This is a genomic window from Mucilaginibacter antarcticus, assembly GCF_042686155.1.
Taxonomy (GTDB): Bacteria; Bacteroidota; Bacteroidia; order Sphingobacteriales; family Sphingobacteriaceae; genus Mucilaginibacter; species Mucilaginibacter antarcticus.
In genome coordinates, this window is the sequence record NZ_JBHUON010000002.1 from 1 (window position 1) to 14,388 (window position 14,388).

Sequence of the window (14,388 nt, forward strand, 5' to 3'; positions counted from 1 at the left end):
CCTGGTCGTTACAGACAAATTTGTTATTAGCGCCTCGGGAATGAAGCCTAAGAGCTGTTTTACATTGATGGTATGATCTTTAAATATGGCCATATCTTATTGATTATCAGACATTAAGATAAGAAATTGCGACGACAAATACAAGATAAATATTTGATATTCAGATATCTATATCAAATAAAACCAAATCCTTCAAAACAAAAAAGTCGGAAGATTAATCTTCCGACCATGACTGGCTTTGCGCCCGGCTTTATTATGCCGTAACAAAGCTGCAACACCGTAAATTTTTTTTTGAATATAACCTTTATCGCGGATCGAAAGAAGTTGCGGTAGTACAGCCATAGTACATTCACACGGCACGTAAGTTAACTATACTGACAAAATATCATTCACACCTGGTTTAGGGCTTATTATATAGCCCGAAACCATAGATTTAATTACAAATGTTACGAATAAATAAAAACTTAAAAATACACGATAACTCACAATTAGAAAGCTTCGTGAACCCATTTACAAACTTAGTCAATGACTATTGTAAACGTCCACATCGAAAATATGCTGAGTTGATAGAATCAACTTATTTAGGAATAGTTTTTTATAGTGTACCAGATTACGTCAATACCTTATTCAAGCACGAGAAGGAGCAGATGCAATTAATCCTTAATAAATTTCACGCTGAATTTAATAAGTTTGATGAAGTTAGAGTTAAACATTTAGCAAAATATAATAAGAGTATTGTCAAATAAATAGAAGCCGGGTTTGCGCCCGGCTTCTATTTTGCTAAAATGAAGACTGCATATCGAATAGAAATTCCATTTTATAACAATTATAGACCTTTAAGAAAAATACTATATATCATAAATAGTGTCGTTAAAGAGCAATTTGGCAGCTTATCGAAGCTGTATTTTATAACAAATGGAAATGTTATTACTAATTAATTTAAAAAGCTTAAATATTGATTTTTATTAACCCTTTTCTCCCCCACTGAACCTTTAACAACATAACTACTCAAAGTTATATCATCTATATAAATTGATCGTTGAGCAGACTGAATGATACATAATTCAGAAAGTTCCTTGAGATTTAATGAACATGAAATTTTATTTCCCGTTGTAAAAACTACAAACGTTTTTGACGGGTAGGTTTTTTCGATTGCAAGTAGGTTTTCTACCTCTTTATCGGTAAATTGAAAATAGGGTGTGGATTGATTAGAACAATATTTTATTAGAATGACATATTTGTCATTTACTTTAATAACATTCTTCTCAAACCCTTCGAGCCTGTCGACTTTATCTTTGCCAATTTTTTTCTCAATATCTGATAAAACTACTGCTTGATAAGCTGCATCACTCATTTGATATATACTTAGCTAAATAAGAAATAAATCTATTATTTGAATATTCAAAGCAGTAGCTAAAACACTTATTGTACTTAAGGTAGGATTTACTTCACCTCGTTCAATTCTACCAACTTGTGATAATGGTATTTCAGCCATATTAGCTAATTGCTCCTGTGATAAGCCATTAGAGATCCTTAAATCTCTTAGCCTTCTCCCGAAAGCCTTAATAACTTTGTCATTTTTGATGTTTATCACGACATCGAAAATGAGGCATATATGTGTTTTTTATTGACGCATATATGCGTTATTTCTTATCTTTCCATAAATCTTATTCAATGAAAAACTCACTTAAATTAATCATCCCGTTATTTTTATTTCTTTTTGGTAGTAAATGCTATTCACAAGCAATTTCCTTAGGGAGTGATGAGAATACAGTTTATAACACACTTTATGATCGAGTTAGAAGTTACAATAATTCACAGAACAGCAACGGTCTGCAGAAATTTAATGTAAAACATATTGATGGCGTAGTAAGTGAAATTATAATTTCAATAAAAGACGGTTATTTATATGATTTGGGGGTTAACTCAGATTTTAGCATTCATTACATTATGGAAGATGGATATCTTCACCACATTTCTACTCATTATGAAAATGTTTCGTTGATGCGATTAAAAAGCAGCTTTGAAAAACAGTACGGTGAAAAAAATATTAGCAACTATTACTTTTCCGATGATTACAAAAACTATAAAATAATAGTATTAGACAACAATGGTTTGGCCACTGTTGAAGAGCGAAAAACATTAACAGGAAACTTCCCACAAACAGTTAGATCATCGTTGGTCAAACTGGGTATCTTAGGTAATAATAACACAGCCAGCTTCAATAGTAATGCGTTAAACAATTCAGCAGAATCAAACTTTAACTCCAAAGCATTTACCTCATACTGTAACGAAGGTATTGTCTATGCCTTAAAAGTAACTGGTCGGAATGTAACTATTCACTGTACCGACTTAAATCATCTTGACCGAAGCTATACCGATAACGGATATATTGAAAAAGGTAAAATTTATATAAAAACATCACCTAAATCTGCGAAGTACGTTTGGGAATTTATTTTAAATGAAAAGCATCAATTATCAATGTTTGATAATAATAAAAAACAATGGGTAATCATTGAACCGTGTGAAACTCCGATAAATACAAGTGCTGTTTATAAATATCCAAATGCTAAGACAGGGGGCAATTCAGATGGAAACCAAGGCGAACCTGTTGGTAACGCTACAGAAGATAAAAATAACCAGGTTATTGGAAATCAAGGAGCATCCATTGTTAATACTACAGAAGACAAAAAAACACAAGTTATTGTTGGTCTACTTCAACGTAGTTTTGCAAATAGGCCTACAATCGGTAATGACGAACATGTAACAGGGCGTGTAGTTGTTAAATTAACTGTAAATAGAAATGGTGATATAATATTTGTACATGCGGGTGAGAAAGGTACTACAATAACAGATCCGATCATCTTGAAAAAATGTGAGGACGCAGTAAAACGATCAAAAATAAATTCATCCAACGAAGCCTCTGACCATCAAGATGGGTTAGTCCTTTTTATCTTCAAAACGATTTAAAAAAAGAAGAAAAAAGAAATTTTGTCTTCGGAAATCCCCTTTTTACGTTCGCAGGGGAGCGTCTTTTTTGACGAATTAATAAATGATACGAGCAGATTTTAGTAAATCTACAAACCTTTTTTTGGCTTATCCAAAAGGCTTTTCAAACGAATATGAAATATTAGTCGAATTTTATGATCGGCTAATAGAACTAATTCCGAGGGATATAAAATTATTTGTAATAACTAATACAAGGAAAACAGAGCGCGAATTAAAAGCCCGGTTTAAACATAAACCCAACGTTGACACCTTAGTTATCAACTACTTCGATGAAATATGGTTGAGAGATTGCATGGGTGTATTTGCAGGTGATAAAATCTACAAATTTAATTACTCTCCAAACTACTGCACGTTAAGTAAAGAAACCAACTACTACAGATACTTAAACAAACTTACCAAGCAGGCCTTAACAGAAGCCTTTACGTCCCAGATCATTGAAGTCCCATTAAATATTGATGGTGGAAATTTTGTTCATAACACTGAAATGGTTTTTATGACCGAAAAGGTGTATGAAGATAACCCCGGCAAAGACGTTGAAAGCATCATAAAGCAATATACTGGATTGGATGCAATAGTAGTTGGCAGAAACTATTATGATGTTATAGGGCATACTGATGGATATATGGCATTTAAAGATAAGGACACCGTATTTATTAGTGAATACCCCCAATTGTCCCATCTAAAAAGGGACGTAGATTACGTAAACATGCTCAAATCAGTAGCTGTAAATAATGGATTGAAAGTGCTGCCTATTTTTGACAACCCTGCCGATGAACCCATACAGTGTGCTTGTAAAAATAAAAAAACAAGAAGTTGCCTGTTTTCTGCACGTGGGGTTTACGTTAACTATATAAGATTTAATGAATGCATTATAATGCCTGAATACTCAGAGCCGAACAATAGCCCTACCGATTACAATTGGATGAATAAACAATGGCTGGAAAGCCAGGGCTTTGATGTACTAACCATTAATTGCGACGCGTTAGCAAAATTTGGTGGGTCGCTTCACTGTATTAGTTTTCAAGCTTAATATTTATGATAGCAATGGAGCAAATTATATTGGAAATCAGCTACAATAAACAAAAAGCAAAAATTGTACGGTTAGTAATCAACAATCGATCTTTTTATAGACTATACCACTATTCGCCAATAACCGACAATTCACAATCCCACCTTTTTATGGAAATTGAGGATGCTTGGAAGTACGTCAAATATAATTTACCCCAATGGCATAGATCACAACTGACTTTTTGCAGTGAACAAATAAGGCCGCTACTAAAAAATGATTTTTTTAAGGAACTTATAAAAGAAAAACCGGTTCACGAGAACTGGTTAGCTGTACTAATTGGTTATGGCATTCACTGGATATGATGATTGCTTGGGAAAAATTTTCAAATTTTCGGACTAAATCTCACTAAAAAATACAGGCCCCAAATTTTGTCCGATTAGACTGCATTTAGACATGTCGGAAGTATAACTCTTGCCAAATAATTTAAAATGACTATCTTTGTAACTAATTGAATACTAATATATTATATAATTAATTAATAAAATATAACTATTTAAAAAATGGCTAATACAACTCCAAAATTGGAAAAAAGAAAAGACAAAAATGGTGAATTGATCGTTCGAAATGCCCCTATATTAATTGATTTTACGTTTGATGGAAAACGTATGTGGTTATCTACAGGAGAACACTGCGACGCCAATAAATGGGATGAAAAAAATGATCGAGTAAAGGCGAGCGTAACTGGCAGCACTGAAATAAATGAAGTTATCAAAGCTAAATGTGAAGAAATAAATAAAATTTACAGAGAGGCTATTATAATGGGTAAGCAACCTACGCCGAGCTACATAAGAGGCGTTCTAAATGCAGATAAGAGTATAAATAAGAAATCATTATTTGCACTTTTCGATGAATATATTGAAGGTAGTAAACTAAGTTCAAGCAGCGCTACCGTTAAAAAGCTAAAAACGGGTAGGAGACACCTGCAGGAATTCATTCATAAATATCGTTTTAGTGTAGATTTTGACACGTTGGATATGCCGTTTTTCCATAAGTATGTAGAATATTTTCAAAGTCATCACAAGCATTTAAATGCAACGATTGCTAAAAATGTTAAATCACTTAAGACTTTTTTAAACTGGGCTACTAAGTTGGGGTATAATAAAAACTTAATGTATAAAAACTTCATCGTTAAAGACCGGGCACCAGAGATTATCACATTGACCGAAAGCGAGTTTTGGACCATTCAAGACTTGGACATAAAAAATGATTCTCTGAGGCAAGTAAGGGATGTCTTTTGTTTTTGTTGTCTCACTTCATTAAGATATTCAGATGTAAAGAATCTTAAGAAAAGTGATATAAATAATGATTTTATAAAGATAATATCTATCAAAACGCAAAGCCAGGTATCTATTCCATTAATACCTGAATCAAAGGCCATATTGGATAGATATTCGAATACAATATTCAATGCAGCATTGCCTGTACTAAGTAATCAAAAAATGAATGAGCATTTAAAAGAGATTGGTAAGCAAGCAGGTTTGACGCGCTTAATCACAAAGGTTAGGTTTAGTGGTAGTCGTCGAATTGAAAACGTATTTCCTTTACATGATTTGATTTCTACCCACATGGGCCGCAAAACATTTATAACGTTAATGTTTAGAAAAGGCGTTGAATCGGAATTAATAAGAGCAATCTCAAATCATAAGTCAATTGAATCATTTGCTCGATATAATAATATTAATGATGAACATAAAGCCAGTGCGATGACAGTAGCATTTAAAAAAGCTGTGTAGTTTTAAGATACACAAATGCTTTACTTTTTATATCTTGTTAAGTTATAACTGCCTTAACTACATGTATAAAGAAAAAGCAAAAAATATTGCCAGATATAAAAGTCTGTCGAAAGCCGTTTCATTACTTACTGAAAAACGTAATACTGCAACTTTAACGGATCGCGGTTATTTAAAACGTGTTTGGAATGAAATTGCCAAGAGTGAAAACTCATCGGATAGAAAACTAAACTCTTACTTAAGCAAAGATACCATCAAGCGATGGGAATTATTTTTTGACTCAATAGTTACGACACGCCAACCAAAACATCTTAAGGTTGCTTACCTATGTGGCCCCGATCCGTTAAACGATTTAAACGTCCTGACAGAATTAGGAGTACTTCAAGAAAATATATGGGCGATTGAGTCGGATAAGAAAATGTATGAAACAGCGGTTGATGTCCTATTAGCCGCTGATTTTCCGTTTTTGAAAATCATCAAATCCGATTTCAAATCTTTTATTGAATATACTCCTATCAAATTTGATATTATTTATCTCGATTTTTGTGATACCATTTACAGTAAACGCGACGGCCCTAAGAATCTTGAAGCCATAACAGCAATAGCAAAATTCCAGTCATTGGCTAGCCCTGGTATATTGATTACCAACTTTGCTCTAGTCTCAAAAGAGCAAGACGAAAAGGGATACAAACTGCTGTCAAAATTAACTGCTGGCTATCTTTACCCTAAATCTTTTTTAGAGTTTAAAGAGACTGGAAGATTCGGCGATGGTGTTGAAGCAGAAGGGATTTATGATGAGGATTTTTTTAATATAGTCGAAGGTGATCTGGCACCATATTATAGCCAATTTATAACTCGTGTCATAATGGATATATTCTGTTTAAATGTCCAAATAGATCGATTTATGAACCATTTAAAACAGCGAAACTTGTTTTTCGATAAATTACTTTACAAAAGTAAACCAAGATACCTTTTACGAAAAAAGATTGAATCACTATTTGCATTTCAACCAAATGGTGGTGGCGGCGATATATTTGTTGATCACGGTTCTTGGGCTTTACCGTGGTCTTTTGCTTATTATTTGGGGTTGATTTTAATAACCGAAGATGATGAAGAAATGGCCGAACACGGCCCTAAATTTGTTAATCAACTTATTTCATATAGTAAGAACGGTAAAGATTTTTTTGAAAAGATAGCCGCCTTTTATTATCTTAAAGATGAAGACTCTCATTTAGAAATCTTTTATTCTGATTCGTTAAAAAAAATCGCAAAAGATTGGCGGGCTTTTGAAAAACATATTTTTTGCGATGTATTCTTATTTCATCAACTTAAAGATTTGTTAATAAGACAAGTCTCTGTACCTTATCACATCAATATCGGAAAAAGCAAACGTTGGCGATATAAAGCAAAAGAAACAGAAATGTATATGGATATGCTTGTATTTGATGAATGCAGATACTTATACGACTGGATGCCAACTATAGATATGTTAAAGAGCAACTTAGCTAATATAGAAAACGAATTGTCATTCCGATATATTTTAGATGCTATTGGTAAACATAAACGATGGTATTTTGATGAGTTTTTTTCTGGTACTGTCGTTATTGATCAGCATACTAAGGGCTTTAAAGTTAAAGCATTACGTAAAAGGAGAGAGATAAAGTCGTGATAGGTCCTTCCAATCGCACCCACGATCAAATTTGTATGGGATCTTGTATGTGAAAACAAAAAATCCGCGAACTTTCGGTGAAGTTTCGCGGATTTCGCAGTTTTAATGTAGCCCGTAGGGGAATCGAACCCCTGTTTGAAGAATGAAAATCTCCTGTCCTAACCCCTAGACGAACGGGCCATTTTTTAATGGGTTTCCCTTATTTTGGGATTGCAAAGATATGCGTTTAAAAACAAAATCAAAAAAACTTTTCAAAAAAACTTTTCATGGTATAAAAACCAGCGGTAAAACAGCGGTAACATACCACTAAAGTAGTGCGCCACAAGGGTAAATAGCAAACAAAAGGTAAGGTTTTCACATTGTTAGGGTAGTAAAATACAAGTAACATTATTAGCCCCATCCAACCCCATGAAACCTAAACAGTATGATGTCATCGTTATCGGTGCCGGACAGGCGGGTTTGCCGCTCGCAAAAAAAATGGCGAAGGCCGGCAAAAAGGTTGCCCTGATTGAACAGCGCTGGATAGGCGGCACCTGCGTTAATGACGGCTGCACACCAACCAAGGTTTGGGTGGCATCGGCCAAGGCGGCGTACACTGCCGCTAACAGCGCGCATGTGGGCATTAGGGTAAAGAGTTACAAGGTAGATATGGCGCTGATTAAAAAGCGCAAAGACGACATTGTGATCAACGCGCGCCAGGGCGGCACCAAAAATGCGCAGGACACGCCCAACCTTGACTTGATATTTGGTCATGCGGCCTTTACCGATGTAAAGACGGTGGCGGTAATGTTGAACGATAGCGGCAGCAAACTTCTAACAGCCGACCTGATTTTCATTAACGTTGGCAATAAAACCGTCATCCCTGACATTGAGGGTTTGAACGATGTGGATTATCTCACCTCGACCACAATACTTGACCTGGACAAGGTGCCGGGTAACCTGCTCGTTATAGGCGGCAATTATATAGGGCTGGAGTTTGGGCAGATGTTTCGCAGGTTTGGCAGCAAGGTTACTATTATAGAGAAAAGCGGACGACTGTTATCGCGCGAGGACGAGGATATATCTACCGAGGTGCGTAAGATCCTGGAGCTGGAAGATATCGATATACAAACCGGGTCAGAGGTGATCAAACTTAAACGCAGCAAAAAAGGAAAGGTCATTGCCACCATAAAAAACGCGGGGAATGAAAAGAAGGCCCGCTTTAGCCACGTACTGGTTGCCGTAGGCCGCGCGCCAAACACGGCTGCATTAGGGTTAGACAAAACCGGCGTTAAGCTGGACAACAAGGGCTTTGTTAAAGTAAATACAAAACTCGAGACCAATGTCAAGGGCATTTACGCTTTGGGCGATGTTAAAGGCGGGCCGGCATTTACCCATATTGCCTACAACGACTACACTATTGTTTACCGAAACCTTATTGAAAAAACCAAGTATACTACCAACGACCGACCCATACCCTATTGCATGTATACCGACCCCCAACTAGGCCGTGTAGGTATCAGTGAAGATGACGCTAAAGCGCAAAAATTGGATTATCTTGTGGCACATTTACCTATGGCCAGGGTGGCGCGCGCGGTAGAGGTAGGCGACAAGCGGGGTTTTATGAAAGCTATTATAGACCGTAAAACCCGCAAGATTTTAGGCGCTGCCATATTAGGCGAGGAAGGTGGCGAGATTATGTCGGTGCTGCAAATGGCCATGGAGGGCGGTATAACCGCCGACAGGATGCGTTATTGCGTATTCGCGCATCCATCATATTCAGAATCGCTAAACAATTTGTTTATGCAAATTGAAGATCAATAAAGAATGATAAGGGTTGAGCATTTAAGTAAATCGTTTGGCAATACAAAGGCGGTAGATAATATATCTTTCGAGGTTGCCGAAGGTGAGAATTTGATCTTACTGGGTACCAGCGGTTGCGGTAAAACCACCACGCTTAAAATGATCAACCGGCTTATTGAACCAAGCAAGGGTAAGATCTTTGTGAATGGCGAAAACGTGCTGGATAAATCGCCCGAAGAACTGCGCCGTGGCATAGGCTATGTTTTGCAAAATAATGGACTGTTTCCGCATTATACCGTCGCTGAAAATATCGGTATCGTTCCGCAGTTACTTAATTGGGACAAGAAGCAAACCCGGCATCGCGTTAGCGAATTACTGGAGAAGCTGCACCTCGACGAAAAACACCTTAATGTTTATCCTCACGAATTAAGCGGTGGCCAACAACAACGCGTAGGCCTGGCAAGGGCCTTGGTTGCTGACCCACCGGTACTGCTCATGGACGAACCTTTTGGCGCCCTGGATAACGTTACCCGGTCAAAAATACAGGCCGAATTTAAAGCTCTTGACGAGCTGAAGCGCAAAACCATCATTATGGTAACCCACGATGTGCAGGAAGCTTTTGAACTGGGCGATCGCATTTGCCTGATGGATAAAGGCAAGATCATTCAAAATGGCACACCAGCCGACTTGCTGTTTAACCCTACTGATGATTTTGTGAGTGATTTTTTGAAGGACCAACGGTTGCAGCTGGAGTTTAAGGCCATCCGCTTAAATGATATCTGGAAGTACCTGCCATCGCAGACGCCAAAACAAGGCTCGGTTGATCTGCCTGGCGATGTCAGCTTTTGGTCGGCTATTGAAAGCTTTAAGTTTGCACGTACTGAGAACCTGCATATCAAACATCATAAAAAAGACGAATACCGCTCGGCCGGATTTGAAGAACTAATGTCGGCGTTTAACAAATACAAACAAGCACACCGGACATGAACGAGCAGCAATTAAGCGTTTGGGAATTTATGGCCCAACAGAGCGATAAGCTGCTCACCCAAACCCTGCAGCATATAGGGCTTACCTTTATTTCTTTAATAATAGCCGTTGTTATTGGCCTGCCTTTGGGGATATTGATAGCAAGGCGTAAAAAGCTATCCCCCGCGGTTTTAGGGCTAGCCGGTATTTTGCAAACCATACCCAGCATTGCTTTGCTGGGTTTTATGATCCCCCTGTTGGGTATAGGCGCTAAACCCGCTATTGTGGCTTTATTGCTATATGCGCTATTGCCCATTATCCGCAATACTTTCACGGGCATTACCGGGGTCGACGCTTCCGTTAAAGAGGCTGCTGTTGCCATGGGGATGACGAGCCGGCAAGTGCTTTTTAAGGTAGAACTACCGCTTGCTATGCCGGTTATTTTGGCCGGTATCCGCACCGCTACCGTCATTAATGTTGGTGTGGCAACATTGGCATCATACATCGCAGCTGGTGGCTTAGGCGAGTTTATTTTTGGCGGCATATCGCTAAACAATACCAACATGATTTTGGCGGGTGCTATTCCGGCGGCCCTGCTCGCTATTTTGTTTGATTTTTCGCTGTCGCGATTACAGCACACCAACCTTAAGAAGCTTAAAACCGCTGCTGCAATACTGCCGTTGCTGGTAATCGCTTTTGCTGGCTTTTATTTTATCCCATCGGCCTACGGCGGCAAATTAACTGCCGGTTTTACGCCCGAGTTTATGGGTCGGCAAGACGGTAATTTGGGCCTGCAAAGTAAATACGGTTTAAAAATCCATACAATCGTTATCAGCGATGCCGTAATGTACAAAGCTGCTTTTGAAAGCGAGCTGGATGTCATCAGCGGCTACTCTACCGACGGGCGTTTAAAGGCTTATGATCTCGTTGTGTTGGATGATGATAAAAAGATCTTTCCCCCATATTATGCCGCACCTATTGTAAGGGATGACGCCTTGCGCCGGTTCCCCGAGCTTGAAAAGACGCTCAATCTACTGGCCGGCAAGATCAGCGACAGCGTGATGACTGATTTGAATTATCGCACCGACTACCTGCACCAAACCCCGGAGCGGGTAGCTAAAGATTTTTTAGTGGCGCATAACTTATATCAAGCTCCCCGGGGTAGTCAATCCGGCGTTGTCCGCATAGGCTCAAAAATATTTGGCGAGCAATACATCCTGGCGGAGATGTATGCCATGGTGATAAAAGGGTATACCGATTACGGCGTATCAACCAAAACCGGCTTAGGCGGTACCAAGATCTGCTTTGACGCGATGACCAACGATCAGATTGATCTTTACCCTGAATATACCGGCACCGGCCTGCTGGCAATTTTGCAGCCTGCCCAGAAAGATATTGACGCACTTGGCGGCGACAGGGATAAAACTTACAGGTATGTTAAGGCCGCCTTCGAAAAGCGTTACAAAATAAAATGGCTGGTACCCATTGGCTTTAATAACGCTTATGCTTTAATGATGCGCAAAAAACAAGCCGGGCAGTTAGCTGTTAAAACCATATCAGACCTCAAACAATATTTAGATCGTTAGCCATTTGATGGAACTACTTGACCGTTATTTTAAAGTCCGAAAACATACCGAAGCTATTTGCAGCCATCTGCAAACAGAAGACTATGTAGTGCAGCCTGTGGCAGATGTTAGCCCACCTAAATGGCATATTGGCCATACTACCTGGTTTTTTGAAACCTTTATTTTAAAGCCCTATTTTATGGGCTACCAGGAGTTTGATGCTAACTACAATTTTGTTTTTAATAGCTATTATGAAGCCGTAGGTAACCGCGTTATCCGTACCGACCGCGGTAACTTGAGCCGGCCCACAGTAATAGACATTTACCGCTACCGCGAATATGTGGATGATGCCATGACCAAATTTCTAGGCCATGCGCCATCTGCCGATGTTGCGGAGTTACTTGTACTTGGGCTTAACCACGAGGAGCAGCACCAGGAGTTATTGTTAACGGACATTAAATATATCCTTGGGCACAATCCGCTCTTCCCGGCGTATGACGCTAGTTATAAATCGCCGAAAGCAAACCATAGCGATGCCGGTTTTATCCGTGTGGATGAAGGGATTTATGAGATAGGTTTTAATGGCGATAGTTTTTGTTTTGATAATGAACTCAATCGGCATAAAGTATACCTTAACAGCTATGAAATAAGCGCCAACTTGGTGACCAATGCCGAGTACCTGGAGTTTATTAATGCCGACGGTTACCACGATTTTAGGCACTGGCACGCTGAAGGCTGGGACTGGGTGAAGAACAGCAAAGTGGAGTGCCCGCTTTACTGGCATTTAATAGATGGCGGGTGGTATGCCTATACTTTCCACGGCTTAGAGGCCTTGAAATTGAACGATCCCGTTTGCCATATCAGCTATTTTGAAGCCTACGCCTACGCCAACTGGAAAGGTATGCGCCTGCCTACAGAATTTGAGTGGGAAGCCGCATCATCTAAATTTGAATGGGGCAAGGCCTGGGAGTGGACAGAAAGCTCATATTTACCATACCCGGGTTTCGCTAAAGCGCTGGGAGCTATTGGCGAATACAATGGCAAGTTTATGGTTAACCAAAAAGTTTTAAGGGGGGCCTCAGAGGCCACGTCGCCGGGACACAGCCGCGCAACCTACCGTAACTTTTTTCAGACGCATTTGCGCTGGCAATTTACTGGCATCAGGCTTGCTAAGTAAAGCCTTTAAGATATAACTATGAACCAAACAGCTACACCTAACGAAATAATGGAAACATCGGCAAATAATGCTATCCAAACGTTTTATGAAGATGTTATTAAGGGCTTAACAACAACGCCAAAACGACTTAACTCGATGTATTTTTATGATGCCGTGGGCGATAAGATCTTCCAGGAGTTGATGGATTGTCCGGAGTATTATCCAACCAATTGCGAGCTTGAAATATTTAAAACCAAAACGGCGGAGCTTGCCCAAACCATTATGGGCAGCGGCGATGCCTTTGACCTGATAGAGCTTGGCGCGGGTGATGCGACTAAATCATCCTTTCTGTTAAAGCACCTGCAAAGTCAGCAAGTTAACTTTACTTATCTGCCCATTGATATATCCGCTAACGTTATCAATTACCTTACAGTCAAGCTACCATTGACTATTCCCGGGTTAAAAATAACCGGGTTAAATGGTCAATATTTTGATATGATGAAGCAGGCAGCGGCGTTGTCGAACCGCCGCAAGGTGGTGTTGTTTATGGGATCGAACATCGGCAATATGCCCGTGAACGAAGCGGTTGAATTTTGTAAAGTGCTACGCAATCACCTGGAACATGGCGACATGGCGGTGATCGGTTTTGATCTTAAAAAATCGCCTAAAACGATATTGGCGGCATATAATGATCAAGGCGGCATTACCAAACGATTTAACCTCAACCTGCTGCACCGTATAAACCGCGAGCTTGACGGCAACTTTGACGTAAGCCAATTTGACCATTACGCCACTTACGACCCAGAGACAGGCGCCTGCAAAAGCTACCTGATAAGCCAAAAAGAGCAAACAGTAACCATTGGTAACCAGACCATCTATTTTGCCAAAGACGAACACATTTACATGGAAATTTCGCAAAAATTTACCATCACACAAACCGACCAAATGGCCGCCAGCAGTGGCTTTAAACCGGTTGATCGTTTCTTTGATATTAAAAAATGGTTTGTGGATGCGATTTGGGTTGCGGAGTAATTGGGCTTGGCGTTCGCCATTCTATTAATCATTAGTAACAAGAATTTGGGTAGCCCCTCCGGGACAAAGATATTTAATAATTGTTTTTCTACAAAGGTTTTGACCCTTTGGGTCAATCGTTGGGTGGATATCAACGCGGCTAGCGCCTGTTAATCCTCTTTGTCAAAAGCCACAAAGTCAAACTTAAAGCTAATTACGCAATCTCAAGATTTCGTCCGCGTGCCCCGGAGGGGCATAACCTTTGTAGATTATTGTGGATAGTATAAAATTGACCCAGAGGGTTTACCCAACAAGGCATAAAGTCTGAATCATGAGGTAGACGCGGCCAGTCAAGAACCTTATCTACTATCTTTACTCCTGTTTGTAGGCTTATGTAAATTCACTGATTAACCATTGGACCCGGAGGTCAA

General features: G+C 39.2%; 11 protein-coding genes and 1 tRNA gene. 9 read left to right on the forward strand and 3 right to left on the reverse strand.

The features are described from left to right. Positions 1–934: 934 nt before the first annotated feature. Together ACFSYC_RS01835 and ACFSYC_RS01840 are read right to left on the reverse strand one after the other, a co-directional pair. A complete protein-coding gene (locus ACFSYC_RS01835; RefSeq protein WP_377122920.1) occupies positions 935–1,354 on the reverse strand; it encodes a hypothetical protein in 420 nt (139 codons plus the stop codon). A gap of 15 nt (positions 1,355–1,369) precedes the next feature. Beyond that, positions 1,370–1,594, reverse strand: coding sequence for a helix-turn-helix domain-containing protein (locus ACFSYC_RS01840; protein WP_377122922.1), 225 nt, complete (start codon positions 1,592–1,594; stop codon positions 1,370–1,372). An 80-nt stretch (positions 1,595–1,674) separates the two neighbouring features. Between ACFSYC_RS01840 and ACFSYC_RS01845 the strand changes: the two genes are divergently transcribed. The 4 genes from ACFSYC_RS01845 (at position 1,675) to ACFSYC_RS01860 (ending at position 7,477) form a co-directional block, all read left to right on the forward strand. Continuing rightward, on the forward strand, positions 1,675–2,970 hold the full coding sequence (locus ACFSYC_RS01845; RefSeq protein ID WP_377122924.1) for a hypothetical protein: 1,296 nt from the start codon (positions 1,675–1,677) through the stop codon (positions 2,968–2,970). Positions 2,971–3,052: 82 nt separating this feature from the next. Then, positions 3,053–4,039: an agmatine deiminase family protein gene (locus ACFSYC_RS01850; protein ID WP_377122926.1), complete on the forward strand. Its 987-nt coding sequence runs from the start codon at positions 3,053–3,055 to the stop codon at positions 4,037–4,039. A 539-nt stretch (positions 4,040–4,578) separates the two neighbouring features. Further along, positions 4,579–5,811 carry a site-specific integrase gene (locus tag ACFSYC_RS01855; protein ID WP_377122928.1) on the forward strand — a complete coding sequence of 411 codons (1,233 nt, stop codon included), beginning with the start codon at positions 4,579–4,581 and terminating at the stop codon, positions 5,809–5,811. 61 nt (positions 5,812–5,872) lie between these two features. After that, complete coding sequence (locus ACFSYC_RS01860) at positions 5,873–7,477, forward strand: hypothetical protein (protein WP_377122930.1); 1,605 nt, start codon at positions 5,873–5,875, stop codon at positions 7,475–7,477. A 108-nt stretch (positions 7,478–7,585) separates the two neighbouring features. Here ACFSYC_RS01860 and ACFSYC_RS01865 read toward each other — a convergent pair. Beyond that, positions 7,586–7,657 (reverse strand) — tRNA-Glu (locus ACFSYC_RS01865). Positions 7,658–7,885: 228 nt separating this feature from the next. Between ACFSYC_RS01865 and ACFSYC_RS01870 the strand changes: the two genes are divergently transcribed. The 5 genes from ACFSYC_RS01870 to egtD are packed head-to-tail and all read left to right on the forward strand — an operon-like array spanning position 7,886 to position 13,978. Further along, entirely contained in the window at positions 7,886–9,280 is a 1,395-nt protein-coding gene (locus ACFSYC_RS01870; RefSeq protein WP_377122932.1) for a mercuric reductase, read from the forward strand. A 3-nt stretch (positions 9,281–9,283) separates the two neighbouring features. Continuing rightward, positions 9,284–10,246: an ABC transporter ATP-binding protein gene (locus ACFSYC_RS01875; RefSeq protein ID WP_377122934.1), complete on the forward strand. Its 963-nt coding sequence runs from the start codon at positions 9,284–9,286 to the stop codon at positions 10,244–10,246. Beyond that, positions 10,243–11,811, forward strand: coding sequence for an ABC transporter permease/substrate-binding protein (locus tag ACFSYC_RS01880; RefSeq protein WP_377122936.1), 1,569 nt, complete (start codon positions 10,243–10,245; stop codon positions 11,809–11,811). Before ACFSYC_RS01875 ends, ACFSYC_RS01880 begins: the two co-directional genes overlap by 4 nt. A gap of 7 nt (positions 11,812–11,818) precedes the next feature. Further along, entirely contained in the window at positions 11,819–12,967 is a 1,149-nt protein-coding gene (egtB, locus tag ACFSYC_RS01885) for an ergothioneine biosynthesis protein EgtB (RefSeq protein WP_377122938.1), read from the forward strand. Positions 12,968–12,985: 18 nt separating this feature from the next. Beyond that, a complete protein-coding gene (gene egtD / locus ACFSYC_RS01890; protein ID WP_377122940.1) occupies positions 12,986–13,978 on the forward strand; it encodes an L-histidine N(alpha)-methyltransferase in 993 nt (330 codons plus the stop codon). Positions 13,979–14,388 lie beyond the last annotated feature (410 nt).

Coding starts and splice junctions, on each gene's coding strand:
- ACFSYC_RS01835 (WP_377122920.1), bottom strand. CDS start 1,354: ATGAGTGATGCAGCTTATCAAGCAGTAGTTTTATCAGATATTGAGAAA.
- ACFSYC_RS01845 (WP_377122924.1), top strand. CDS start 1,675: ATGAAAAACTCACTTAAATTAATCATCCCGTTATTTTTATTTCTTTTT.
- ACFSYC_RS01850 (WP_377122926.1), top strand. CDS start 3,053: ATGATACGAGCAGATTTTAGTAAATCTACAAACCTTTTTTTGGCTTAT.
- ACFSYC_RS01855 (WP_377122928.1), top strand. CDS start 4,579: ATGGCTAATACAACTCCAAAATTGGAAAAAAGAAAAGACAAAAATGGT.
- ACFSYC_RS01860 (WP_377122930.1), top strand. CDS start 5,873: ATGTATAAAGAAAAAGCAAAAAATATTGCCAGATATAAAAGTCTGTCG.
- ACFSYC_RS01870 (WP_377122932.1), top strand. CDS start 7,886: ATGAAACCTAAACAGTATGATGTCATCGTTATCGGTGCCGGACAGGCG.
- ACFSYC_RS01875 (WP_377122934.1), top strand. CDS start 9,284: ATGATAAGGGTTGAGCATTTAAGTAAATCGTTTGGCAATACAAAGGCG.
- ACFSYC_RS01880 (WP_377122936.1), top strand. CDS start 10,243: ATGAACGAGCAGCAATTAAGCGTTTGGGAATTTATGGCCCAACAGAGC.
- egtB (WP_377122938.1), top strand. CDS start 11,819: ATGGAACTACTTGACCGTTATTTTAAAGTCCGAAAACATACCGAAGCT.
- egtD (WP_377122940.1), top strand. CDS start 12,986: ATGAACCAAACAGCTACACCTAACGAAATAATGGAAACATCGGCAAAT.